Origin of the sequence: Streptomyces sp. NPDC057287 (genome assembly GCF_042667905.1) — a bacterium.
Taxonomy (GTDB): Bacteria; Actinomycetota; Actinomycetes; order Streptomycetales; family Streptomycetaceae; genus Streptomyces.
In genome coordinates this window covers 1-23415 of sequence record NZ_JBHUYV010000035.1, presented here as the reverse complement: position 1 = coordinate 23415, position 23415 = coordinate 1, and the positions used below count along the sequence as shown (strand labels likewise).

The 23415-nt window shown below is 71.6% G+C and carries 19 protein-coding genes; 8 read left to right on the top strand and 11 right to left on the bottom strand.

Translation table 11 applies throughout. From position 1 onward, the window contains the following. Positions 1–50: 50 nt before the first annotated feature. The gene (locus ACFUNE_RS37205) at positions 51–1334 is read right to left on the bottom strand and encodes an LCP family protein (RefSeq protein ID WP_383577384.1); all 1284 of its coding nucleotides are present in this window, start codon (positions 1332–1334) and stop codon (positions 51–53) included. Between the two features lie 119 nt (positions 1335–1453). Here ACFUNE_RS37205 and ACFUNE_RS37200 point away from each other — a divergent pair, with 119 nt between their 5' ends. Next, a complete protein-coding gene (locus tag ACFUNE_RS37200) occupies positions 1454–2002 on the top strand; it encodes an acyl-CoA thioesterase (protein WP_383577382.1) in 549 nt (182 codons plus the stop codon). A 115-nt stretch (positions 2003–2117) separates the two neighbouring features. On the opposite strand, the gene ACFUNE_RS37195 is transcribed toward ACFUNE_RS37200, so the two are convergent. Together ACFUNE_RS37195 and ACFUNE_RS37190 are read right to left on the bottom strand one after the other, a co-directional pair. Further along, positions 2118–2567: an anthrone oxygenase family protein gene (locus tag ACFUNE_RS37195; RefSeq protein WP_383577380.1), complete on the bottom strand. Its 450-nt coding sequence runs from the start codon at positions 2565–2567 to the stop codon at positions 2118–2120. A gap of 187 nt (positions 2568–2754) precedes the next feature. Further along, complete coding sequence (locus ACFUNE_RS37190; protein WP_383577378.1) at positions 2755–3897, bottom strand: Lrp/AsnC family transcriptional regulator; 1143 nt, start codon at positions 3895–3897, stop codon at positions 2755–2757. 59 nt (positions 3898–3956) lie between these two features. Between ACFUNE_RS37190 and ACFUNE_RS37185 the strand changes: the two genes are divergently transcribed. Together ACFUNE_RS37185 and ACFUNE_RS37180 are read left to right on the top strand one after the other, a co-directional pair. After that, positions 3957–5207 (top strand): M20 family metallopeptidase, encoded by a 1251-nt coding sequence (locus ACFUNE_RS37185; RefSeq protein WP_383577376.1) that lies wholly within the window; start codon positions 3957–3959, stop codon positions 5205–5207. A gap of 4 nt (positions 5208–5211) precedes the next feature. Next, complete coding sequence (locus ACFUNE_RS37180) at positions 5212–6636, top strand: MFS transporter (protein ID WP_383577374.1); 1425 nt, start codon at positions 5212–5214, stop codon at positions 6634–6636. Positions 6637–6716: 80 nt separating this feature from the next. Here ACFUNE_RS37180 and ACFUNE_RS37175 read toward each other — a convergent pair whose 3' ends face one another. Further along, on the bottom strand, positions 6717–8081 hold the full coding sequence (locus ACFUNE_RS37175; RefSeq protein ID WP_383577372.1) for an LCP family protein: 1365 nt from the start codon (positions 8079–8081) through the stop codon (positions 6717–6719). Positions 8082–8408: 327 nt separating this feature from the next. Between ACFUNE_RS37175 and ACFUNE_RS37170 the strand changes: the two genes are divergently transcribed. Then, the gene (locus tag ACFUNE_RS37170; RefSeq protein WP_383577370.1) at positions 8409–9431 is read left to right on the top strand and encodes a glycosyltransferase family 2 protein; all 1023 of its coding nucleotides are present in this window, start codon (positions 8409–8411) and stop codon (positions 9429–9431) included. 143 nt (positions 9432–9574) lie between these two features. Here the strand turns inward: ACFUNE_RS37170 and ACFUNE_RS37165 are convergent, their stop codons facing one another. The 4 genes from ACFUNE_RS37165 to ACFUNE_RS37150 form a co-directional block, all read right to left on the bottom strand. Then, entirely contained in the window at positions 9575–11248 is a 1674-nt protein-coding gene (locus tag ACFUNE_RS37165; protein WP_383577368.1) for an LCP family protein, read from the bottom strand. 48 nt (positions 11249–11296) lie between these two features. After that, positions 11297–13009: an LCP family protein gene (locus tag ACFUNE_RS37160; protein WP_383577366.1), complete on the bottom strand. Its 1713-nt coding sequence runs from the start codon at positions 13007–13009 to the stop codon at positions 11297–11299. 223 nt (positions 13010–13232) lie between these two features. Next, positions 13233–14669 carry an LCP family protein gene (locus ACFUNE_RS37155; protein WP_383577364.1) on the bottom strand — a complete coding sequence of 479 codons (1437 nt, stop codon included), beginning with the start codon at positions 14667–14669 and terminating at the stop codon, positions 13233–13235. Between the two features lie 187 nt (positions 14670–14856). Continuing rightward, positions 14857–15609 carry a TIGR03089 family protein gene (locus tag ACFUNE_RS37150; protein ID WP_383577362.1) on the bottom strand — a complete coding sequence of 251 codons (753 nt, stop codon included), beginning with the start codon at positions 15607–15609 and terminating at the stop codon, positions 14857–14859. 140 nt (positions 15610–15749) lie between these two features. Between ACFUNE_RS37150 and ACFUNE_RS37145 the strand changes: the two genes are divergently transcribed. From ACFUNE_RS37145 to ACFUNE_RS37135, 3 genes are all read left to right on the top strand, one after another. After that, entirely contained in the window at positions 15750–17204 is a 1455-nt protein-coding gene (locus ACFUNE_RS37145; RefSeq protein ID WP_383577360.1) for a peptidoglycan recognition protein, read from the top strand. A gap of 78 nt (positions 17205–17282) precedes the next feature. After that, positions 17283–18374 carry a sugar phosphate nucleotidyltransferase gene (locus ACFUNE_RS37140; protein ID WP_383577358.1) on the top strand — a complete coding sequence of 364 codons (1092 nt, stop codon included), beginning with the start codon at positions 17283–17285 and terminating at the stop codon, positions 18372–18374. Positions 18375–18452: 78 nt separating this feature from the next. Beyond that, on the top strand, positions 18453–19457 hold the full coding sequence (locus ACFUNE_RS37135; RefSeq protein WP_383577356.1) for a DNA-3-methyladenine glycosylase family protein: 1005 nt from the start codon (positions 18453–18455) through the stop codon (positions 19455–19457). A 33-nt stretch (positions 19458–19490) separates the two neighbouring features. On the opposite strand, the gene ACFUNE_RS37130 is transcribed toward ACFUNE_RS37135, so the two are convergent. From ACFUNE_RS37130 to ACFUNE_RS37120, 3 genes are all read right to left on the bottom strand, one after another. Then, positions 19491–20816 carry a coenzyme F420-0:L-glutamate ligase gene (locus ACFUNE_RS37130; RefSeq protein WP_383577354.1) on the bottom strand — a complete coding sequence of 442 codons (1326 nt, stop codon included), beginning with the start codon at positions 20814–20816 and terminating at the stop codon, positions 19491–19493. Continuing rightward, complete coding sequence (cofD, locus tag ACFUNE_RS37125; protein ID WP_383577352.1) at positions 20813–21769, bottom strand: 2-phospho-L-lactate transferase; 957 nt, start codon at positions 21767–21769, stop codon at positions 20813–20815. Before cofD ends, ACFUNE_RS37130 begins: the two co-directional genes overlap by 4 nt. A gap of 93 nt (positions 21770–21862) precedes the next feature. Further along, on the bottom strand, positions 21863–22363 hold the full coding sequence (locus ACFUNE_RS37120) for a cysteine dioxygenase (protein ID WP_383577350.1): 501 nt from the start codon (positions 22361–22363) through the stop codon (positions 21863–21865). 651 nt (positions 22364–23014) lie between these two features. On the opposite strand from ACFUNE_RS37120, the gene ACFUNE_RS37115 reads away from it, so the two are divergent. Then, positions 23015–23278, top strand: a complete 264-nt coding sequence (locus ACFUNE_RS37115; RefSeq protein WP_031093859.1) for a WhiB family transcriptional regulator — start codon at positions 23015–23017, stop codon at positions 23276–23278. The last annotated feature ends 137 nt before the right edge of the window (positions 23279–23415 follow it).

The window sequence follows — 23415 nt, the reverse complement described above, 5'->3', positions numbered from 1 at the left end:
GGCGGGCCGGGGAGTTGTCCCCGGCCCGCCCTCGTCGTACGTACCGCCGGTCAGCTGCCCTTGACCGTGACCTTCTCGTCATTCTTCAGCTGCTCCACGAGCTGCTTGACCTTGTCCTTGTCCCAGACCAGGTTGCCGTTCACGCTCTGACCCGTGAGCGGGATGTTCATCGACGTGCCCTCGCCGCCCGTCACGCCCTTCATCGCGAAGAACATGTTGCCGAGCGACCAGAGCGACATGTCCTTGTCCACGATCAGCGTGTCCAGGCCCGCGCTCATGGTCGGGTACAGCTTGAACGGGTTGAGGATCGTCGACGGGGTCGCCGTCTGGGAGGCCAGCGCCGCGAGGAACTTCTGCTGGTTCTTCGTGCGGTCCAGGTCGCTGCCCGCGAACGCGTAGCGGGTGCGGACGAAGGCGAGGGACTGCTCGCCGTTCAGCGTCTGCTTGCCGGCCTGGAAGTCCGCGCCGGACTTCTTGTCCTTGAAGGCCTTGGGGATGTCCATCTCGACGCCGCCGATGGCGTCCACGATGCCGGCGAAGCCGCCGAAGCCGATCTCGACGTAGTGGTCGATGTGCAGCCCGGTGTTGAACTCGACCGTACGGACCAGCAGCTCCGGGCCGTCCTCGGCGTACGCGGCGTTCAGCTTCGTCGTGCGGCCGGTGCCCGCGAACTTCTTGCCGGACTCGGAGCCGACGAACGAGGGGATCTCGACGTTCGAGTCGCGGGGCAGCGAGATCAGCGTCGGGCCGTTCGAGCCGTCGTGCAGGATCATCATCGAGTCGGTGCGCTTGCCCTCGGCGGAACCGGTGTGCAGCTTCTTCTTGTCCTCGGCCGTCATGCCCTCGCGGCTGTCGGAACCCACGACCAGGTAGTTCGTGCCGTCACCCTCGGACGGGCGGTCGATGACCTTGGAGAGGTCGACCTCGCGCTTGAGCTTGCCGTCGGCCCAGAAGTACGTGCCGACGGAGACGGCGAGCACCACGACGACCAGGGTCAGCACACCTACCTTGATCCGCCGGCCCCAGTTCGGGGCGGGGCGGGACTGCACGTAGCCGCTGTCACCGCCGCCGCGCCGGCCGCCGCCCTGACCGCCGCCGCCCTGGCCGCCGCCGTAGACCTGGCCCGTGTTGTAACCGCTGTCGTAGCCGGGGGTCTCGCCGTAGCCGTCGTACCCCTGTCCCTGCTGCGGCGGGATCCGGGGCGCGGACTGCGGCGGCGCGGGGCGCCGCCGGACGTGCGGCATGGCGCGGGCGCCCTCGGGCTGCGGGCTCGCGCTGCCCCGCCCGTAGCGCTCGTCGGGTCCGCCGTTGCGTCCTTCGGGCCAATCGCTCATGCGGACCAGTGTGCCGTCTCGCCCCGCGGCTCTTACAGGGTGTACGTGGGATCGGGTCACGGCTGTTGCGAAGCTGATGCAATGCAACCGGGTGCAAGCCCCCGCATATGGTGGACGGCATGACAGATCAGCCCCAGCCACCGGAGGGCGATATTCCGGCCAAGCCGACATCGGCCTCGCGGACCACCCTCAGCCACATCATGACCGGCAACGACACGAACCTCCTGGGTACGGTGCACGGCGGTGTGATCATGAAGCTGGTCGACGACGCGGCCGGGGCGGTCGCGGGCCGGCACTCCGGCGGTCCGGCCGTGACCGCCTCGATGGACGAGATGGTCTTCCTGGAGCCGGTGCGGGTGGGTGACCTTGTTCACGTACGTGCCCAGGTGAACTGGACCGGCCGCTCCTCGATGGAGGTCGGCGTCCGCGTCATGGCCGAGCGGTGGAACGAGTCGACCCCCGCACAGCAGGTCGGCAGCGCCTACCTGGTGTTCGCCGCCGTCGACGAGGAGGGCAAGCCGCGCCGCGTGCCGCAGGTCGCCCCGGAGACGGAGCGCGACAAGCGGCGCTACCAGGAGGCGCAGATCCGCCGCACGCACCGCCTCGCCCGCCGCCGCGCCATCAAGGAGCTGCGGGAGCAGCGGGCTGCCGAAGGTATCGACGACTAGCCACGGCTGAGGTCGCCTGCGCGAGGGGCGCCGGTCGCGGACGATCCGTGACCGGCACCCTGCTTCCGGCCCCGGCGGGGTGGGTCAGCGGGTTCTTCCGGCCCCGGCCGGTGGGTCAGCGGGTCAGCGCGACGGCGAACAGGGTGGAGGCGAGCACGATGACGCCCACGCGCACGTGGTGGAGCCGGTCCCGGCGGCCGACCCGCTCCTTCCGGTCCTCGGGCGCACCCCCCTGCGGCCGGGCGGCGACCCGTGAGCCGACCGGGACCAGCAGCACGGCCGACATCATCACGCTCACCACGAGCAGGAGTGCGCCGGTCACCACGAACGGAAGCCCGTCGTCGCCCCGGGCCATGACCACCCACACCGCCCCGAGGGTCATCGAGCCGATGTACCAGAACGGCATCACGCGGCCGAGGACGCGTGCCCCGGCGCCGCGGGCGGCGAGTGCGCCGTCGTCCGGCAGCCGGTCGAGGATCGGGTTGACGAACACCGCCACCGCGAATTCCACGCCCACCATCACTCCGACGACGACCACCGTGATGACGGCCAGTGCGTCCTGCACGATCCCTCCCCGCGCCTCCTAGCGGCGCCAGGGTGTGGCCCGATGCTAGATGTGTCGATGCTCGATTGTCTAGCGTTGCTAGATGTGTACGCGTGTGCGAGGAGAGGACGCTGATGCCTCGCCGCAGGTACGTCCTGCCCACCTGCTCAGGCCGTCGGCCGAGTGGCCCGCGGTCACTCCCGCCCGGTCAGCGGGGAACTCGCAGCCGTTCGAGCAGCGCGTCCTCGGCCCGCTCCGCCCCCGTCCCCTCCCAGAACGTCACGGGCACCCCTCTGATGTGACGGCCCCGCGGGTCCAGGAGATGGCCGGCGATCTTGAGCTGCCACAGGGCCACCGCCCGGTCCACGACGGCGAGCTCGGGGAAGCGGTCCGCCAGCCGGGCCTCGAATGCGCCGATGTCCTCGGCGGAACGCAGCCACACCGTGAGCATCAGGTTGTGCGGGCCCGTCAGGGAGGCGCAGAGCCGTGTCTCACGCATCCGGATGAGCTGGGACGCGATGCGGGAGGACTCGCCGGCCGGGGCGATGCCCCAGAGGGTGACCGAGACCGGCCAGCCGGAGAGGTAGCGGGCCACCTCGCACCGGTAGATGAGCGCGTCCTGCCGGTGCATGCGGTCCAGCCTGCGGCGCACGGTGGAGGGGCTGACACCCAGGCGCTCGGCGAGGCGGGCGGCGGGCTGCCGGAAGTCCTCGCTCAGCAGCAGGTAGAGCCGGGTGTCCAGCGCGTCCGGGGCCGGCAGCCCGCGCCGGGGCATGACCGGCCCCCGGTCCTTCGCCAGCAGGTCCTGGCTGTCGGGGTCCAGCCGGTCCAGCCGCCAGCGGCTGCCCTCGGTGTGGACGGCGGTCGCCGTCTGGGAACGGGTGGCCGACACCCCGGGCAGCCGGCCGAGGCGGAAGCCGACGTACCGCGCGAGTATCGCCAGGTCCGGGAAGGCCGCGGTGAGCACCAGGTCCCGGGCGCCGGTGACGTGCTCGATGGTGATCAGGTGCGGATCGTCGGCGATCTCGGCCGCCACCTCGTGCAGTGCTCCGGCCGCACAGTCGACCTCGATGAACGCGATGATCGGCACCGTCGGCCCCACCGCCACCGTGTAACAGCTGAGCCAGGCGTGTCCGGCCTCCGTGAGCCGGTTCCAGCGGCGTGCCGCCGTCGAGGCGTCCACCCCGAGCACCTTCCCGATCTGGGCCCACTCGGCCCGGGGGGAGGTCTGGAGCGCGGTGATGAGGAGATAGTCCAGCTCGTCCAGCGGTTCCGGCTGCTCCGCGCGCAGCAGGCGCTCGGGGTGACCGGCCGCTGTGTCGCCGGTGGATTCATGCGTCGATCGGCTCATGAGGAGCGCTTTCCTGCGGACGATCATGGACGGGGGGTTCCGTTCCGCACGATACGCCCATGTCCTTGCTCCACGAGGCCCGTGACCTCGCCCCCGCCCTGACCGCACTCCGCCACGCCCTGCACCGGGAGCCCGAGCTCGGCCTCGACCTGCCACTGACCCAGGCGAAGATCCTCGCCGCGCTGGACGGCCTCGGTCTGGAGATACGCACCGGTACGGCGCTGAGCTCGGTCACCGCCGTGCTGCGCGGCGGCCGGCCGGGCCCCGCCGTCCTGCTCCGCGGGGACATGGACGCCCTCCCGGTCCAGGAGGCCACCGGACTTCCGTACGCCTCGGTCCTCGACGGCCGGATGCACGCCTGCGGCCACGACCTGCACGTCACCGGGCTCGTCGGCGCCGCCCGGCTGCTGGCCGCCCGGCGGGAGGAGCTGGCCGGTGACGTCGTTCTCATGTTCCAGCCCGGGGAGGAGGGCCAGGGCGGCGCGCAGATCATGATCGACGAGGGTGTCCTCGACGCCGCCGGGAAGAGGGTCGTCGCCGCCTACGCCCTGCACGTGATCTCCACCGGCGCGCCCACCGGGTTCGCGGCCACCCGGCCCGGCCCCATGCTCGCCGCCTCCGACGCGGTCGAGGTGACGGTGCGGGGGCGGGGCGGCCACGGCTCCTCGCCGCACTCCGCCGCCGACCCGGTGCCCGCGCTGTGCGCCATGGTGACCGCGCTCCAGACGGCCGTCACCCGCGAGATCGACGTCTTCGATCCGGCCGTCGTCACGGTCGGGAGGATCGAGGCGGGCACCGCCGCCAACGTCATTCCGGGGACCGCCCGCTTCGCGGCCACGGTGCGTACCTTCTCCGAGGCCTCCCACGCCCGGGTGCGCGCCGCCTTCGAGCGGACCGTGCGGGGCGTGGCCGATGCCCACGGCGTGAGCGCCGACATCGACTACGTCGAGCAGTACCCGCCGACCGTCAACGACGCGGGCGAGGCGGCGTTCGCCCTGGAGACCGCCCGGCAGGTCCTGGGGGAGGGACACGTCTTCGAGGCGCCCAAACCGATGGCGGGTGCCGAGGACTTCTCCTTCGTCCTCCAGAAGGTGCCCGGCGCCTTCGTCGGTCTCGGCGCCTGCCCGCCCGGCACCGACCCGGCCACCGCCCCCATGAACCACTCGCCGCAGGCCGTCTACGACGACGACGCCCTTCCGCACGCCGCCGCTCTCCTCGCCGGACTGGCGCTGCGCCGGCTCGGCACCCCGCTCGCGCGGGTGAGCGGGGCCTCCACCACGTCCGCCCCCGCCGCCTTCCCGCAGGAGTAGCCGCATGACCGCCACCGCAACCCCGCCGCCGGACGCTCCCCCCGCGCAGTCGCCGCCCGCGTCCGTCTCCGCGGTCGTCGGACTCCTCGTCCTCTTCGAAGTGACCAGCGGATTCCTTCAGGTCGGCCTCGCCCCGCTGCTGCCGGACCTGGCCGGTCACCTCGGCATCGGCTCGGCCGCCCTGAACTGGGTCGTCTCCGTGCAGCTGCTGGCCGCGGCCGTCTGCGTCCCGCTGTTCGGCCGCCTCGGCGACCTGTACGGGCACCGGCGGATGCTCCGCATCGCGCTGGCCCTGATCGCGGTGGGCACCGTCGTGGTCGCCCTCGCCCCGGACTACGCGACCCTCCTCGCCGGCCGCGTGCTCCAGGGACCGATCGCCGCCCTGCTGCCCCTGGAGATCGCCCTCGTACGGGACCGGCTCCCGATCGCCGACGCGCGGCGGGCGATCGCCCGGCTGGTGGGTGCGCTGACGGTGGGCGCGATGGCCGGCGGGGTCGTGATGGGGCTCGTGGACTCCGCATTCGGCGATCTGCGGCTGACCCTGCTGGTGCCGGCCGCGCTCGCCGTGGCCTGCGTGCCCGTCTCCTTCGTCGCGGTCCCGGAGTCGCGGAACAGGGCGGGCGGCCGGGTGGACTGGGCCGGGGTGGTGCTCCTCGGCGGCGCCATGGTCGCCCTGCTCGGCGGTGTGTCCGGGGCGGAGAGCGGCTCCTGGGCCTCCGTACGGGTCCTGGGGCCCCTGGTGCTCGGCCTCGCGCTGCTCGCGGTGTGGGTGCTGGTGGAACTGCGCGGCTCCGAGCCCCTGGTCGACGTACGGGCGCTGGCGGCCAGGACCACCGCCCCGTTCTACTGCGCGGCCTTCCTGTTCGGCGTCTTCTACTTCGGGAGCCAGGCGCCCAACTCGACCTTCTACGCGGCCGACCCGGAGACCGCCGGGTACGGGTTCGGGCTGAGCGCGCTGTCCATCTCGCTCGTCCTCCTGCCGGGTGCCGTAGGCAGCGTCGTCGGGTCGCTGGGCACGGCCGCCCTCGCCCGGCGGATCGGCTACCGCCCCACCCTGATGGCGGCCTTCGGGCTGGTCGCCCTGACCTTCCTGCAGTTCGCCCTCGTGCACGACGAGATCTGGCAGATGGCGGCCGGGTCCGCGTTCACCGGTCTGGGGATCGGACTGGCCCTCGGAGCGATGCCGACGGTGATCGTCGAGGCGTCCGACCCGTCCAGGACCGGCATCGCCGCCGCGCTCTACAACAACGTGAAGACGCTGGGCGGTGCCGTGGCGGGCGGTGTCTTCGCCGCGCTGCTCGGCGCGTTCCTCTCGGGCTCCACCGGCGAACCGGGCGAGGGCGGCTACACCGCTCTCTGGCTGGCCTCCTCGGCCGCGGCGGTCATCGCCCTCGCGGCGACCGCGTTCTCACGGCGTCGCGAGGGGTGACCGCGTTCCTACGGCGTCGCGAGGGCGGCCGCGTCCGCGCGGCGTCGCCAGGGGTGGCCTGCCGGAGGGGCCCGGCACGGTCACGGGCAGACGACCTGGTCGCCCGTGACCGTGCCGAACTCGCCGCGCTGCGGATCCTCCGCCTTCACCCGCCGCACCTTGGTCCAGTCCGAGCCCGCCGTGACCTCCATCGTCCCGCCCTGCCCCTTCACCGCCCTCAGCTCGCATCCGGGCAGCGCCGTGGCGAGGGACTTCGCCGACCGGTCCCACCGCGGGTCGTAGGTGATCACCGTCCGCGTCAGATTGCTCGGGCCGCCGTTCAGCGGGGCGCGGGTGGTGTTGAACCCGGTGGCGCGCAGCGCCGCGTCGACGTCCTGACCGAGACCGTCCTTCGGCGTCCCGTTGTAGACCTGCACCCGGATCTGTTCCGGTGCCACATCGACGGGCGTCGCCTTCGGCTGCTTCGGCAGGTGCGGGGCGAGCGGCCGGTCCTCGCGCAGGGCCTGGAACATCTTCTTCGACTTCGCGGCGTCCCACTTCACCGTGGAGCCGATGCCCTTGACCGGAAAGCCCTTCTCCTCCAGGGGGACGGAGGCGAACTCCGACGAGGCCGGGGTGAAGCCGCGCATGGCCTTGCCGAGCTCCAGCATCTGCTCCGTACCGAAGCCCTTGTCGGCGCGGACCGATTCGAGCATCGACGCGGCGACCTGCTGGAACTTCACCGGGTTCATCAGCACGCCGCTGCTGGTCGCCTGCTTGATCAGCGCGGCCATGAACTTCTGCTGGCGCTGCATCCGGCCCAGGTCGGCCGCACCGTCGAGATGGCGGGAGCGCACGTACTGGAGGGCCTGCCCGCCGTCGAGCTTGTGGGTCCCGGCGGCCAGGTCCAGGCCGGTGTAGGAGTCCTTGAGCGGTTTGGCGGTGCAGATCTCCACCCCGCCCAGGGTGTCGACCGTCTTCATGAAGCTGGTGAAGTCGACCTCCAGGTAGTGGTCGATCTTGACGCCCGTCATCTGCTCGACGGTCCGCACCGTCAGGTGGGGCCCGCCCTCGGCGTACGCGGCGTTCAGCTTCACCGGATGGGCGGAGTGCTCCTTGCCCGTGGTGCCGTCGGTGTGCGCCGGGAGCTCGGCGTAGCTGTCCCGCGGAAGACTGACGACGCTGGCCCGCTGCTTGTCGGCCGAGACGTGGACGAGCATGAGGGTGTCGGTGCAGTGGCAGGGGGCGCCGCCGAGCTTGTACTTCTTCTTCTCCGCCGCGGTGATCTTGTCGCGGCCGTCGGTGCCGACGAGCAGGAAGTTCACTCCGTGGCCGCCCTGGGGGCGGTTCTTCATGTCCTTGAACGGGTCGACCCGGTCGATCCCCGTCTCCAGGCCGCTCACCACGGCATGGCCGATCCCGCCGGCGCCGAGCACCAGCACGGACAGCCCGGTGGCGACCCGCATGCCCCACCGGGGCGGCGGCTTCCGCGCGCCCGCCCGGTTCCGTGGCGCGTCGCGGCCGCCGGGCTGGCGTGGGGTCCGGCGGTGCGGGGGAGCGGTGCGGGGGTGCGGTGGACGGGGCGATCGGTGCGGCGTGGGCACGAGGGACACCTCCGCGGTGCGAGTGGGACTTTCGCACGGTAGGCCCATACGATCTGCAGACCGGGAGGAGACCCGGCGGCGCGCGCCGCTGTCCCCCGTTCGCGGTAACGTGGCGGCCGAATCACGCCGCCTCCTGGGGTGCGAAAACCCCCGGAACCCTGGCACCCCCGAGGACCCCCCGAGGACCACATGTCTGCTGCGCAGTACCCCGCCGTCTCCGTGATCATGCCGGTGCTCAACGAGGAACGCCATCTCAGGAACTCGGTCCGGCACATCCTGGAGCAGGAGTACGCCGGCGAGATGGAGGTGGTGATCGCACTCGGCCCCTCGAACGACCGTACGGACGAGATCGCCGCCGAGCTGGTCCGGGAGGACTCCCGGGTCCACACCGTCCCCAACCCGACCGGTCGCACCCCGGCCGCGCTCAACGCCGCGATCAAGGCGTCGCGTCACCCGATCGTGGTACGCGTGGACGGCCACGGCATGCTCTCGCCGAACTACATCGCGACGGCGGTCCGGCTCCTGGAGGAGACCGGCGCGCAGAACGTCGGCGGCATCATGAACGCCGAGGGCGAGAACGCCTGGGAGGACGCCGTCGCCGCCGCGATGACGTCGAGGATCGGCGTCGGCAACGCGGCGTTCCACACCGGCGGAGAGGCCGGCCCGGCCGAGACCGTGTTCCTGGGGGTCTTCCGCCGCGAGGCGCTGGAGCGGGCCGACGGCTACAACGTCGAGTTCATCCGTGCCCAGGACTGGGAGCTGAACTTCCGCATCCGCGAGGCGGGCGGCCTGATCTGGTTCTCGCCCGAGCTGAAGGTCCAGTACCGCCCGAGGCCCAGCGTGCGCGCGCTCGCCAAGCAGTACAAGGAGTACGGCCGCTGGCGCCACGTCGTGGCCCGCTACCACTCCGGTTCGATCAACCTGCGCTACCTGGCCCCGCCCGCCGCCGTCTGCGCGATAGCGGCCGGTGTCGTCGTGGGCGCCGCGGTCACCCCGTGGGCGTTCGTCCTGCCCGCCGGGTACGCCGCGGCGATCGTCGCAGGGTCGCTGCCCGCCGGGAAGGGCCTGCCGCTGAAGGCGCGGGCGCAGATCCCGGTGGCACTGGCCACCATGCACATGTCGTGGGGGTACGGCTTCCTGACCAGCCCCCGCTCGCTGGCGAAGAAGGTCATCGCCAGCCGCCGCCCGGCGGTCCGGGAGCAGACGGTCTGACCTCCGTGTGCTCCCGGCGGTCCGGGAGCAGACGGTCCGACCTCCGTGTGCTCCCGGCGGTCCGGGAGCAGACGGTCCGACCTCCGTGGACAGACGTGAAGGGCCCCGCCGGCGTCGGCGGGGCCCTTCACGTACCTACGACGTCACCAGGTGTAGTTCGGGTTGACGTGCATGCACGCCTCCTCGTCCGCGCCGTTGAGGGGGTTCGCCGAGTCCGGCGTCTTCTCCTCGGCGGCCTTGGCGGGGTAGGCCACGTCCTTGCGCCAGTCCGCTCCCACGGCCAGGACGATGCCCGAGACGTCGGCCGACTTCTTCACCTGGGACACCGGGACGCCGAGCGCCTTGGCGACCGCCTGGGCGTCGCCCTCCATGTCCGCGCTGGGGTAGAGGATGCCGGTCGTGGCGACCGGCTCGACGTTCGACGAGTCGACCGACGCCTTGGTGAAGCCCGCGTCATCGAGCAGGTCCTTGACCGTGGTCGCGCGGCCCTGGGCGGGACCGAGCGCGTCCGTGGCGGAGGCGTTGCGCACGCTGACCGCGATCTCGTCGTCGGGGGCCGCTGCGTCCTTCGTGACCGGCGTCTTGCGCTTGGACGCCTTTCCGTCGAGCGGGATGTCCTCGCGGATCATCCGGAACACCTGCTCGGCCTCATCGGCCTTCGGGTACACGCGCCCGGCGTAGTTCCCCGTGCCGTAGACGTTGGGCATGGTCGTCATCGTGATGCGGCCGGTCGGAGCCTTCTTGAGCTCCTCGGCCAGGTCGTACAGCTTCTTGACCGTGTCGAGGCCCTTGTCGACCGTCAGCGCGCTGGTCGCCGCCTCGGCGAGGTTCATCAGCTTCCCGGGGTCGGTGAGCTTGGTGCCCTTGCGCAGCTCACGGACCATCGAGTTCAGGTACTGGTGCTGGGCCTTGGTCCGGCCGAGGTCCGTGTTGTCCTCGAAGCCGTACCGGGTGCGCAGCCACTGGAGGGCCTGCTTGCCCTTGACGGAGGTCGTGCCCTCCTTCAGCTTCAGCCCCGAACCCTTCCCCCCGCTCCGCGAGAGGACGTTGGCGTCGACACAGACCGGGACGCCGCCGATCGCGTCGGCCATGGAGACCACGCCCGCGAAGTCGATCATCATGAAGTGGTCGATCGTGATGCCGGTGAGTTCGTACCAGGCGGCGACGGTGCACCCGGGGCCACCGCGGCCCAGGCTCTCGTTGGTCTGGACGTCGAGCGTGCCGGCCGCGTAGACCTTGCCGGAATCCGGGTCGGTGCACTTGGGCATCTTCAGCATGGTGTCGCGCGGCATGCTGACGACCGAGATGTTGCTGCGGTCCGCGGAGAGGTGGAGCAGCATCTGCACGTCGGCGAGCGGCGGGCCGCCGAAGGTCTCCTTAGCGCCGCCCAGTTTCTGGTTGGCCTCGGAGTCCCGGGCGTCGGACCCGATGAGCAGGATGTTCAGAGGAGTCTGCCCCGCGGAGTTGGCCTTGTGGTCGGCCATCTCCTTGTCACCGAGCGTCAGGTCCTCTTTCCTGATGTTCCCGTTGAGGTGCTTGTAGTACACGTAACCGGCGCCGCCGGTGCCGAGTATCAGCACGGCGAGGACGGTCGCCACCCAGCGCAGTACGCGGCGCTTACCGCCTCTGGCGGCCCGCCGGGGCCGTCCCGCGGGCCGGCCCCCCGCTCCGCGCTCCGGCGGGGCGGACCGGCCCCGCCGGCCGTGACCGCTCCGTCCGGCCCGGCCTGCGGGGGCATCCGCCCCGCCCGAGCCGGGCGGCCCGTCGTGGCGGCCGCGCGGCCGTGTCCCCTCTCCGCGTACGCTGCTCCGTCCCACCAGGGCCCCCCTGCTCCTCAGAATTCTGCTGTGGCGCGGCGACTCTCGTCACTTCGCGCATTCCGCCGTGTCGGCGCTGGCCCTCTGGATGTCTTCCGGCGCCTTTGCCGGTCCGGCGACGGGAACTCCCGCGCCCTTGAAGTCGGCCCCCAGGGTCAGCACCATCGCCTGAAGACCCTCCGCGTCGGCCACCCCCTGCTTGAGCGCGGTGGCGGGCAGGCCCATCATGTCCGCGAGCGCACGGGCCTGGTCCGCCTGGTCCGGCGCGTACGCCAGCGTGGTCCTGGCGATCTTCGCCGGGGCGTTCGCCCTGTTCGTGGACTTCGGTACGCCCTGTTCGTTCTGCAGCCAGGTCACGGTGGCCGCCGCGGCGCCGGAGATGCGCCCGCCGTTGAGGACGTCGACGCGGATGTCGGCCGGCTCGGCCCTGCCGCCCTTGAGGACCGCTTCCTGCTTGCTCTTCGCCGCCTGCTCCTTCTTCTTCACCTCGGTGAGGGAGGTGTCGGAGCGCATCATCGCGAAGAGCTGCTCGGCCTTCTCCGGTTCCACGACCACGGTGACGGGCTTCGGTTCGGCCGGATTGTCCTTCACGGGCATCGTGACGAAGGTGATGTTCTTCGTGTCGATCCTGCCGAGTTCCTGGGCGAGCGAGGTCAGCTTCTTGATCGATCCGATTCCGGAGTCGACGGTGAGCGCCTTGGTCGCCGCGTCCGCGAGCTTGTAGAGCTTGCCCGGGTCGGTGAGGGTGTCGTCGGACTTCATCCGGCGGATCATGGAGCCGATGAACTGCTGCTGCGCCTTGATCCGGTCGAGGTCGCTCTGGTTCTGGAAGGCGTGCCGGGTACGGACGAAGGCAAGTGCGTCCTCGCCCTCGATCGTGGACTCGCCCTTCGGCAGGTCGAGGTGGGAGTCGGGGTCCTTGACCGCCTGGGCCACGCAGACCGTGACGCCGCCGACGGCGGTGGAGAGTGTCTTCACCGCGTTGAAGTCGACCATCATGAAGTGGTCGACCGACAGGCCGGTGATCTCCTTGACGGTCCGCATCGTGCAGCCGGGGTCGCGTCCGTCCTGGCCCAGGCTGACGTTGAAGCGCACGCCCTGCGAGCCGGGTATGACCTTCTGCGAACCGTCCGCCTGCTTCGTGCTGCAGTCGGGGATGTCCGTCACCAGGTCCCGAGGGATGCTCATCGCGGTCGCGTCGGTGCGGTCCGCGGAGACGTGGAAGAGGATGTTGGTGTCGGCGTGGCCCGCGCTGCCCTTGTCGCCGTACCCCTCGTTCCCCTTGCCGGTCCGCTTGTCCGTGCCGATGATCAGGATGTCGAGGGGTCCGTCGCCGGTGACGGACTTGCTGCCCGCGTCACCGATGTCGACGGTGTCGAGGTTGCCGTTGAACTTCTGGTAGAGGGCGTAGGCGCCCGCCGATCCGGCCACGACGACGAAGGCCATGACTCCGCCGGTCCACAGCAGGGCCTTCTTCCGGCGCGGCTTCGCGGGCTTGCGGGTGCGGCGGCCGACCGGAGGTCCCTGGCCGGCGGAGCCCCCCGCGGGGCGGCGGTTCCGCTGGGCGGGCACCTCGCCTCGGGAGGCCGTGGAATCACGTCTGCCGCCGGACCGGCCGGGTGCGCGGGAAGGGACGGAAACGCCGGACGACTCTCTTCCGGAGTGGTTCAGTCGCAATTCGTCATTGCCGGTCTGTGGGTCGAGGACCCACTGGTCCGCGGGCTCGATATCGTCCGCCCGCCCACGGCTATGCGCATCCACGGTTGCCTGAATCCTCCGTCGGTGCCACGCGGGACGCTTCCCCCGACAGGGCGCCCGGTCGCTCGCTCCGGCCGTGCGCGGTCTGGTGACCGCGAGTACCGGATCGCGTCACACTATCCGGCGGAATCGGCCACAGGGGACGCGCGTGACCCATTCCACGCTCCTTATAACCGGGCATTCCACCTATTCCGTTCCGATTCCCGTCCATCGTTTGAGAATTGCTTTACGTGCCGCAGGGGTCGTCCGCCGCATTCGACCCCGAATAGGTGGGGGCGGGAGTCGGGCTCCCCTCCGTATCGCCGGGCTTTTCGGCCGACGGGTCCTTCTCGGAGCTGTGATCCGCCTGTGAATCCGCAGAATTGCTCGTTTCGGCGGGGACCACGGCGACGGGTTCGTCCTTGCGCAGCTGTGCGAACAGCCGGTCCGCGTCCGGCTGCACGAGCTCGTCGCGGTTCCGGTCGGCGCGGTAGGCCTGGCGGGGCACGGTCAGGAACTGCACCTTCTCCGTCGGCACGTTCCGCATCCCGCGCACCAGGTCGTACAGGTCCCGCAGGGAGTCGAGGCCCGGGTCCGTGGTGAGCGACTTGGTCGCCGCGTCCAGCACCGGATAGAGCCGCGTCGGGTTCAGCAGCACGCCGTTGCTCTGCATCTTGTTGACGAGGGCCCCCAGGAACTTCTGCTGACGGTCCATCCGTTCGGTGTCGCTGCCGTTGCCGATCGACTTGCGGGCCCGTACGTACCCCAGGGCCTCCTCGCCGTCGAGTTCCTGGCGCCCTGCGGGGAGCTTGAGGTGGGCGTCGTCGTCGTCGACCGGCGCCTTGAGGCAGACCTCGACCCCGTCCACCGCGTCGACCATGTCCTTGAAGCCGTTGAAGTCGATGACCATGTGGTGGTCGACGCGAATGCCGGTCATCTTCTCGACCGTGCGGATCGTGCAGGCCGTGCCGCCCAGCTCGAAGGCCCAGTTGAACTGGGCGAACTGCTCCTTCGTGGCCTTGCCGTCCGCCGTGTGGCAGCTGGGGATCTCGGACATCAGGTCGCGCGGGATCGACACCGCCGTCGCGCTCCTGCGGTCGGCGGCCAGGTGCAGCAGGATCGTGGTGTCCGAGCGCTGGCTGCCGCCGTCGTCCCGCCCGTACTCGCTGTTCTCGCCGGAGCGGGTGTCGGAGCCGATGAGCAGGATGTTCTGGGCGTCGCGCGCGATCGGCAGGGGGCGGTCCTTCTCGTACGCCTTGAGCTCGGCGGCCGCCCCCGTGTCGGTCGTGATGTTGTCGTCGAGCTTCTTGTACAGCCACCAGCCGACCCCGGCCGCGACCAGCACGAGGAACGAGGCGGCGAGAGCGGTCCAGCGGAGCCAGTGACGCCTGCCGTCCCGGGAGGCGCGCCCGGGACGCTCGGACCAGGTGCCGTCTCCGGCCCCGCCGTCGCCCGGCCCGCTGCCGCCCACGCCCGCCCCGCTGTCGCCCGGCCCGTCGCCGCCGTCCGTGCCCGGCCCGTCTCCGCCGGCGGCCGGTGCGTGCGGTGTCCCGGTGGGGGCGCCGTCCTGTGGGACCGCCCCGGACGCGTCCTGCGACCCACCGGCCGGCTCGCCCTCGGCCGGGTGGTCCGGGCGTTCCGGTTCGGCCGGGGTACCGGGGCTGTCGCTCACGTCTGCGTCCATCCTTCATGTTCGGCGGCGCGATGGGCCGCCGGTCGCAGAAGTAGACGGCTGAACCTCACGCTTGGTTGTGCATTCGGAGGGCGTTCCCTGGAGGTGCCTCGTACCGCCTGATCATGTACCGCCGTCGGTGCTCATTCCCGGGGGCTCGGCCCGCCATGGGCCGGACGAGTGGCCTTCAGCGCGCTTGTCATACCGCAGTGTTGGTGATCCGCTCGCTTTCGACGCGCTTGGCCAGTCCGTCGGCGTCCAGCCGGTCGAGGTGGCGGCACAGGACCACGGAGCCCCCTGCGGCCAGTGGCGCGAAGAGACCGGCGGAGAGCCCCTCCCAGGTGTCGTACGTGTGTCCCGTCAGCAGCCTGGCCCCCGGGCCGAGTCCCAGCTCCGCCGCGTCCTCACGGGCCCGGGCGACCAGCTGGTCCGCCGTCAGCCCGGCGCCGCCCACGGTCAGCGCGGGGGCCGTCGGGTCCACCGGGGCGAACGGGGCGAAGCGGTCGCCCTGGCCCGGCACCTCCACCGCGTAGTCCGCGAACCCCTCGGGCGGCTGCGGGAACCGGCCGCCGAGCGGGCGCAGGGCCAGTGCCATGCGCTCACCCCGGCAGGCGCGTGCCCGGTCGAGCGTGTCCGGCCCGCTGACGACCAGGTCGGCGGAGGCCGGGTCGCCCTGGACCTCGGCGACCACACCCACCGACGAGCAGGCGAGCAGCCAGACGGCCGACTGCCAGTGGGCGGGGAGCAGGAGGGCGAGCCGGTCGCCCGGCTCGGCGGCCAGGTCGCCCTGGAGCAGGTTGGCGGTCTTGGCCACCCAATTGGCGAAGGTGGCCACCGACAGTTCGACGCGCTCTCCGGTTGCGTCGTCGTAGAAGGTGACGAGGGGGCGGGCCGGGTCCGCGGCGAGCGCGGATCGCAGCAGGTCGGCGGGGGTGCGATCACTGGCGTTCATCCGCGCAAGGGTACGCGGCGGGCGAGGACCGGACCGGGCGTGACGGGTGCCTCGTACACCGGTTCGGCAGACGGTGTGTCAAGTGGACGCGGTTGTACTCCAGTAGCCGAGAATGCCCGACTCTGTGAAGTATTTCCTGTATGCGTGCACTTCTTGCAACCTCGATCGGCGTCACCTGCGCGACGGCACTCACCCTTCCGCTCGCCGCGCCGGCCCCCGCCGCCCCCGCCCGGACCCCGGTCGCACCGGTCTCCGCCGCCGCCCCCGCCGAACCCGCGGGCTCGACCCAGTCACTGCCCCTGCGGCCGCTCACCGACACGGCCCCGCGGGCCACCGGTGAACCCACCGAATCCACGAACCCCGAGGCCACGCGGGGACTGCTCCGGCGCGACGCGCACCGCTTCTCGCTCGTCGGCGTGATCTGGGACGACGCCGACACCGAACTGCACGGGACCGTCCAGGTCCGTACCCGCGCGACCGGCACCACCAGGTGGTCCGGCTGGCAGTCCCTCGAGACCCACAACACCGACCACGCGGCCGACTCGGGCAGCCCCGAGCGCGAGTCGGGCACGGTGCGGGGCTCGACCGCCCCGCTCTGGGTCGGTGACTCGGACGGCGTCGAGGTGCGCGTCCGCTCCGAGAACGCCGGGCCGCGGAGCGGCGCCGCCGACACCGCGCCCCTCCCCGCGGGCCTTCAGGTCGAACTCGTCGACCCCGGCGACGACCCGGAGCAGCCGCGCGCCGAGGGCACCCCGGCCACCGTCACCACCCCGTCCGCCGTCACCGCCGTGACACCCTCGGCGGGCACCGCGACGCCCGCCACGGCGGCCCAGCCCGGCGCGCTCCCGGAGGCCGCCGGACTCACCATGGCCGCGGCGGAGAGCTCCGCGGTCAACGCCGACCTCGCCCCGCTGGGCGCCGCCGAGATCAGCGCCCTGAGCAAGGCCGAGTCGGAGGAGCAGGCGGTCGTCGGAGCGGGCGCCAAGCCGTTCGTGGGGCCGCGCCCGCGCATCGTCACCCGCAAGGGCTGGGGCGCCGACGAGAGCCTGCGGGAGCGCACCTTCGCGTACACCTCGACCGTGAAGGCCGCCTTCATCCACCACAGCGCCACCGGCAACAACTACACCTGCGCCCAGGCACCCTCCGTCCTGCGCAGTATCTACCGCTACCACGTCAAGAGCAGCGGCTGGCGCGACATCGGCTACAACTTCGCCGTCGACAAGTGCGGAAACATCTACGAAGGACGAGCCGGCGGCGTGACGAAGGCGGTCCTCGGGGCCCACACCCTCGGTTTCAACACGAACAGCATGGGCATCGCCGTACTCGGGACGTTCAGCTCGAAGAACCCGCCCGCCGCCGCGGTCACCGCGATCGCCAAGCTCACCGCCTGGAAGCTCGGCCTGTTCGGCCGCAATCCCAAGGGCAAGGTGACGCTCGTCTCCGGCGGCAGCGGCAAGTACAAGAAGGGCGCCAAGGCCAAACTCAACGTCATCTCCGGGCACCGCGACGGGTTCGCAACCGAATGCCCCGGAATCCGTCTCTACAAGAAGCTCGGCACCGCCCGGACCAGTTCGGCGAAGCTGCAGGGCCGCTGACCGGGAGGCTCCGAACGGTCTGCATACACTGGCCAGCCGAAACGAGGCCCGGCCCCAGCAGGAAGCAGAGACGGTGCTGTGACAGAGGCAAAAGAAGCGATCCTCCTGGTCGGTGGCAAGGGCACCCGGCTGCGCCCGCTCACGGTGCACACCCCGAAGCCGATGGTTCCGGCGGCGGGGGTGCCCTTCCTCACGCACCAGCTGGCGCGTGCCAGGGCGGCCGGGGTGGAGCACATCGTGCTCGCGACGTCCTACCTGGCGGAGGTATTCGAACCGTACTTCGGTGACGGTTCGTCGCTCGGCCTCTCCATCGAGTACGTCACCGAGGACGAACCCCTCGGTACCGGCGGAGCCATCCGGAACGTGGCGTCGCGGCTGGCCGCGGGCCCGGACGAGCCCGTCATCGTGTTCAACGGGGACATCCTCACCGGCCTCGACATCCGGGCCCTGGTCGAGGCGCACTCCACCTCCGGGGCGGACGTCTCCCTGCACCTCACCAGGGTGGAGGACCCGCGCGCCTTCGGCCTCGTGCCGACGGACGCCACGGGCAGGGTGACGGCCTTCCTGGAGAAGCCGCAGACCCCCGAGGAGATAGTCACCGACCAGATCAACGCGGGGGCGTACGTCTTCCGCCGGTCCGTCATCGACACCGTCCCGGCGGGCCGGCCGGTCTCCGTGGAGCGGGAGACCTTCCCCGGGCTCCTGGAGTCCGGCGCCCATCTCCAGGGCATGGTCGACTCCACGTACTGGCTGGACCTCGGCACCCCGCAGGCGTTCGTGCGTGGCTCGGCGGACCTGGTCCTGGGCCGCGCCCCGTCCCCGGCGGTCCCCGGCCGCTGCGGCGACCGGCTCGTCCTGCCCACCGCCTCCGTCGCCTCCGACGCCAAACTCACCGGCGGTACGGTCATCGGCGAGGGAGCGCTGATCGGCGAGGGTGCCAGGATCTCCGGCTCCACCGTGCTGGACGGTGCCGTCGTCGAACCCGGCGCGGTGATCACCGACTCGCTGGTCGGGGCCGGTGCCCGGATCGGCAGCCGCACGGTGCTCACGGGGGCGGTCATCGGCGACGGCGCCCAGGTCGGCGCCGACAACGAACTGCGCGACGGGATCCGGATCTGGTGCGGCGCGGTCCTCCCGGACGCCTCGGTCCGCTTCTCCTCCGACCAGTGACCGCGGCCGTCCGGCCGCGGGACGGTCGCCGGCGGCCGTACCCTCGACAGGGACCCCCGACGACCTAGGACCTCACCCGTGGCAGGACGCTTCGTACCCCGCACCGCCGCCGTGCCCCGACAGGAGCCGGGGGCCGGTACCGGAGACGTGTCCGCCCCGCCGCTGAACCGGACCTGGACGCCGCCCGGCCCGCTCGACCTGCGGCTGGTCCTGAGCCCGCTGCGGCGCGGCCCGGCGGACCCGGCCTACCGGGCGCTGCCCGACGGGACCTTCTGGCGCGCGACGCGCACCCCGGCCGGCCCCGGCACCCTGCGCGTCTCGGCGTCCCCCGACGGCACGGTCGGCGCGGCGGCCTGGGGTCCGGGCGCGCAGTGGCTGCTGGACGGGCTTCCGGCGCTGCTCGGCGCCGACGACGTCCCCGACGGCTTCCGCCCTCGCCACCGGCTGGTCGCACTGACCCAGCGCCGCCGGCCCGGTCTGCGCCTGCTGCGCACCGGGCTGGTCATGGAATCCCTGATCCCGTCCGTCCTGGAACAGAAGGTCACCACCGACGAGGCCTACCGCGCCTGGCGGCTGCTGCTCCGCACCTACGGAACGCCCGCCCCCGGCCCGGCCGACGCCGCGTTCGGCACCCACGGCCTGTACGTCATGCCGGACGCGAGGACCTGGTCGCTGATCCCGTCCTGGGAATGGCACCGTGCGGGCGTGGACGGCAAGCGCTCCGCCACGATCCTGCGCGCGGTACGGGTGGCCCGGCGGATGGAGGAGGCGGCCGCGATGGACCTCCCCGAGGCGATGGCGCGCCTCCAGCTGATCCCGGGCATCGGCCCCTGGACCGCGGCGGAGACCCTGCAGCGCTCGAACGGAGCGGCCGACGCGGTGACGGTCGGGGACCTCCACCTGCCGGGCATCGTCGGCCACGCGCTCGCGGGCAACAGGAACGCCGACGACGAGGAGATGCTGGCGCTCCTCGCCCCGTACGAGGGCCAGCGTCACCGCGCGACCCGGCTGATCATGCTCTCGGGCCACACCCCGGCCCGCCGGGCGCCGAAGATGACGCCGCGGGACATCGCCCGGCTGTAGCCCTCCCGCGTCGGCGCACCGGCGCACCGCGCCTCAGCGCACCTCGATGAACGCCCCCGCGTCCCGGGCGGCCCGCGCCGGCGGTGTCGCCTTCGGGTGTCCCACGGCCACCGCGCCCAGCGGATCCCACGAGTCCGGCAGCTCCAGCACCTCACGCACCACGGACCGGCAGAACATCGTCGAGGACACCCACGCCGAACCGAGCCGCTCACCCGCGAGCGCCACCAGGAAGTTCTGCACGCCCGCACCGGCGGCGACCACGAACATCTCGCGCTCGGCGGTGTCCCTGCGCTCGTCCCCGTACGTGTGCGACCCGTCCATCACGAGGCACGGCACCGCCAGGTACGGCGCGTTGCGCAGGACGTCGCCCCGCCGCACCCGCTTCGCGACCGAGTCCTCGCTGCGCCCGTCCCGCCGCAGGTCCGCGATCCACGCGTCCCGCATGGCGTCCAGCAGCCGGTGGCGCGATTCCTCCGACTCCAGCAGGACGAACCGCCAGGGCGTCGTGTGGTGGGGCGCGGGAGCCGTCACGGCCGCCGCCACCGCGCGCCGTACGGCCCCCGGATCGACCGGCTCGTCCGTGAACTCACGCACCGTGCGCCGCAGGTTGAGCGCCTCCCGCACCGCCTCGGATGTGCCCAGCCGGAACATGTCGTCGGCGGCGACGCGCACCATCGCGCGGGCACCCTCGTCGGGCACGTCCGCGCCCGTCACCACGTGGGGGAGCCCCCGCACCACCGCCACCGGCAGCCCGGACGCCTTGCCCTTCACCAGGTCGCCCGCCGATGCCAGTTCGTCGGCCGTGGCCACGACGGTTGCGCTCAGCGGGTTGCCGTATCCGTCCGTACCGCCCCTGAGGTCGTCGAGCGCCCTGACCCCCGCCGCTCCGATCGCCACGTCTGTCAGGCCGTTGCGCCAGGGGCGGCCGAAGGTGTCCGTGACGACGACCCCGACCTCGACACCGAGCGTGTCCCTCAGACCGTCCCGGATCAGCCGGGCCGAGGCGTCCGGGTCCTCGGGCAGCAGCAGCACCGTCCCGGCCGGGGTGTTCGACGCGTCCACCCCGGCGGCGGCCATGACGAGGCCCTGCCGGTTCTCCACGATCCTGAGCGTCCCCCGCCTGGCCACCACCCGGACGGTCTCGGCGTCGATCGCCGCCTCCCGGTCCGTGGCCTCGACGATCCGGCCCTCGGCCTTGGAGACGATCTTCGAGGTGACGAGCAGGACGTCGCCGTCCACCAGACCGGGCTCCGTCGCGGCGATCAGCTTCGCCAGGTCGTCGCCCTCCCGCACCTCGGGGACCCCGGGCAGGGCCCACACCCGGTACGAGGGCGCCCCGTCCGCCGGTCCGCCGCTCATGCCCGTACCTCCTCGGCCAGAGCCAGGGCCTGCCGGGCCATCTCGGCCGTGGCGTCCACATCCGTCATCATCAGGGGGACGGCGCGGCAGCGGATCCCGGCCGCCTCGACCTCGTCCACGACTCCGGCGTCCACGCTGTCGACGAGCCAGCCGTCGAGCAGCCCCGAACCGTAGTGCTGGGCGACGGCCGCGGCGGTGGACTCGACGCCCACCGCGGCCAGCACCTTGTCGGCCATGCCCCGCACGGGCGCGTCACCGACGATGGGTGAGAGACCCACGACGGGGACACCGGCCTCGGCGATCGCCTCCCTGATGCCGGGCACGGCGAGGATGGTGCCCACCGACACCACGGGGTTCGACGGCGGGAAGACGATGACGTCGGCCTCGGCGATGGCCTCCAGCACGCCGGGCGCGGGCTTCGCCTGGTCCGCGCCCACCGGCACGACGGCCCGGGCGGGCACGGAGGCACGCAGCTTCACCCAGTACTCCTGGAAGTGGACGGCCTTGCTCTCGCCGTCGACGTCCACCGCCACGTGCGTCTCGACGCGGTCGTCGGTCATCGGGATGAGCCGCACGCCCGGCTTCCACCGCGCGCAGAGCGCCTCGGTGACGGCGCTCAGGGGATAGCCCGCGCCGAGCATCTGCGTACGGACGATGTGGGTCGCGAAGTCACGGTCGCCCAGGCCGAACCACTCGGGCCCCACCCCGTACGCCGCGAGTTCGGCCTTGACCCGGAAGCTCTCGTCGGTGCGCCCCCAGCCCTGCTCCTCGTCGATGCCCCCGCCGAGGGTGTACATCACGGTGTCGAGGTCGGGGCAGACCTTCAGTCCGAACAGATGGATGTCGTCGCCGGTGTTGCCGATCACCGTGATGTCCGCGTCGGGCGCGGCCTGTCTGAGGCCACGCAGGAAACGAGCACCACCGATACCGCCGGCCAGAACCACAATGCGCATGCACAACAGTCTGTCAGGCGGAGCCTGATCCTTGTGGGGGTGGTGGCGGGCGACGGGTGGGGCTGCCGGGCTCAGGGGCGCGGTGGCGGCTCGTCAGGCCGGGACGGTGTCCTCGGCGGCCGCGGCGCAGCGTGCCGAGTGCATCGGCATCTCGGTCAGGCCGGGGAAGTAGACGTGCAGGCTGACGGCGGGCTCCAGGGTGTCGTTGACCACCTCGTGGACGTACCCGGGGGCGAAGACGCGCTGCGACCCGGAGCCCAGGGACTGGGCCCCGCGCGCCGTGTGCTCGGTCAACGCACCTTCCAGCACGGTGAGTACGCCTGAGGAGAGGCCGTGGTCGTGGCGGCCGCTGCCCTGGCCGGGGACCCAGCTCAGCAGCCACACCTCGTACCCGGGGCCCTGCTGCAGCCGGTGGTACCAGCGGGTGGCGGTGTCGTAACGGACGAGCGGGGCCCACCGGTCGCGGTCCGCGGCGATGGAGCGGGCGAGGCCGGCGAACCCGGCCACGGTGGAGGGATGGGGGCTGGCCGGCTGCAGGAGGTGCTGTACCTCGAGGATGTCGCCGGCGATCGAAAGGTCGCTGTCGCTGTTCATGGGTGCGGTGGTTCCTCGGCATGTGGATGCGCGTGCGGGGGGCGTCGCGGAGACCGGAATGCGATGAGAAGGAGCTGGATCAGAGCTGGAGCGCTACGGCTTCAACAGCTGTGACAGCTGGAACAGCAACAGCGGGCCTGGACAGCGGTACGGAACCCACGGACGTGGGTCGTGTACATCACTGCGGTCGCTTGCATGCAGTCAAGGAGACCGGCTGGGTCCGCCCTCTGTCAACTCATTGACCGATTTGGCGGCAATGTTTCACCCCATCCGGTTGTAGGAGGTGGAGAAAGGTTTTGGCACCCGTCAGAGAGGCAAGGTGGCGCATCAACCGTGTCCGTAAACGCGGTTGATGCGCCGTGACCCTACTGTGATCTTGGTCGCTTCAGTGATCAAATCGAAACATCGGAACGGTCCTGCTCGTCTCGCACGGTGAGAATCGCGACGGAGCGACGCCGGTGGCATATGTCAGGTTTTTGGTGATTTGAACACTTTCCGCATAGGCTTGGTCCCGCAGAGTGAATACCGAGGCCAATAGCAGATCTTCGCTTGACTGGCCCGAAGCTACACACTTGTAATTTCACTCGTGTCGTTCGGCCGCATCGATAACGGCCGCATCACGGGGACGCAAGAGACAGACGAGGGGCGCACATGACCGAGCTGTTCCAGCAACTGCTGGTCGAGGACGCGGACGAGGAGCTCGGCTGGCAGGAGCGCGCGCTGTGCGCCCAGACAGACCCCGAGTCCTTCTTTCCCGAGAAGGGCGGATCCACCCGCGAGGCGAAGAAGGTCTGTCTCGCCTGTGAAGTCCGTTCCGAATGCCTTGAGTACGCCCTCAACAACGACGAACGGTTCGGTATCTGGGGCGGCCTCTCCGAGCGTGAGCGCCGGCGCCTGAAGAAGGCAGCCATCTGACACGGCGCACACGGCGCCGGACGGCGATGGCCTGGGGGCCGCACCCTGCACACAGGGTGCGGCCCCCCGGCGGGCTCATATAAAAAAAAACGAACCCCCGAGACCAACTGGCCTCGCGGATGCCGTAGTGGGCGAGA

Coding starts and splice junctions, on each gene's coding strand:
- ACFUNE_RS37130 (WP_383577354.1), bottom strand. CDS start 20,816: ATGAGCGGCGGACCGGCGGACGGGGCGCCCTCGTACCGGGTGTGGGCC.
- ACFUNE_RS37120 (WP_383577350.1), bottom strand. CDS start 22,363: ATGAACAGCGACAGCGACCTTTCGATCGCCGGCGACATCCTCGAGGTA.
- ACFUNE_RS37155 (WP_383577364.1), bottom strand. CDS start 14,669: ATGGACGCAGACGTGAGCGACAGCCCCGGTACCCCGGCCGAACCGGAA.
- ACFUNE_RS37185 (WP_383577376.1), top strand. CDS start 3,957: ATGTCCTTGCTCCACGAGGCCCGTGACCTCGCCCCCGCCCTGACCGCA.
- ACFUNE_RS37115 (WP_031093859.1), top strand. CDS start 23,015: ATGACCGAGCTGTTCCAGCAACTGCTGGTCGAGGACGCGGACGAGGAG.
- ACFUNE_RS37200 (WP_383577382.1), top strand. CDS start 1,454: ATGACAGATCAGCCCCAGCCACCGGAGGGCGATATTCCGGCCAAGCCG.
- ACFUNE_RS37175 (WP_383577372.1), bottom strand. CDS start 8,081: ATGCGGGTCGCCACCGGGCTGTCCGTGCTGGTGCTCGGCGCCGGCGGG.
- ACFUNE_RS37190 (WP_383577378.1), bottom strand. CDS start 3,897: ATGAGCCGATCGACGCATGAATCCACCGGCGACACAGCGGCCGGTCAC.
- ACFUNE_RS37180 (WP_383577374.1), top strand. CDS start 5,212: ATGACCGCCACCGCAACCCCGCCGCCGGACGCTCCCCCCGCGCAGTCG.
- cofD (WP_383577352.1), bottom strand. CDS start 21,769: ATGCGCATTGTGGTTCTGGCCGGCGGTATCGGTGGTGCTCGTTTCCTG.
- ACFUNE_RS37205 (WP_383577384.1), bottom strand. CDS start 1,334: ATGAGCGATTGGCCCGAAGGACGCAACGGCGGACCCGACGAGCGCTAC.
- ACFUNE_RS37150 (WP_383577362.1), bottom strand. CDS start 15,609: ATGAACGCCAGTGATCGCACCCCCGCCGACCTGCTGCGATCCGCGCTC.
- ACFUNE_RS37145 (WP_383577360.1), top strand. CDS start 15,750: ATGCGTGCACTTCTTGCAACCTCGATCGGCGTCACCTGCGCGACGGCA.
- ACFUNE_RS37170 (WP_383577370.1), top strand. CDS start 8,409: ATGTCTGCTGCGCAGTACCCCGCCGTCTCCGTGATCATGCCGGTGCTC.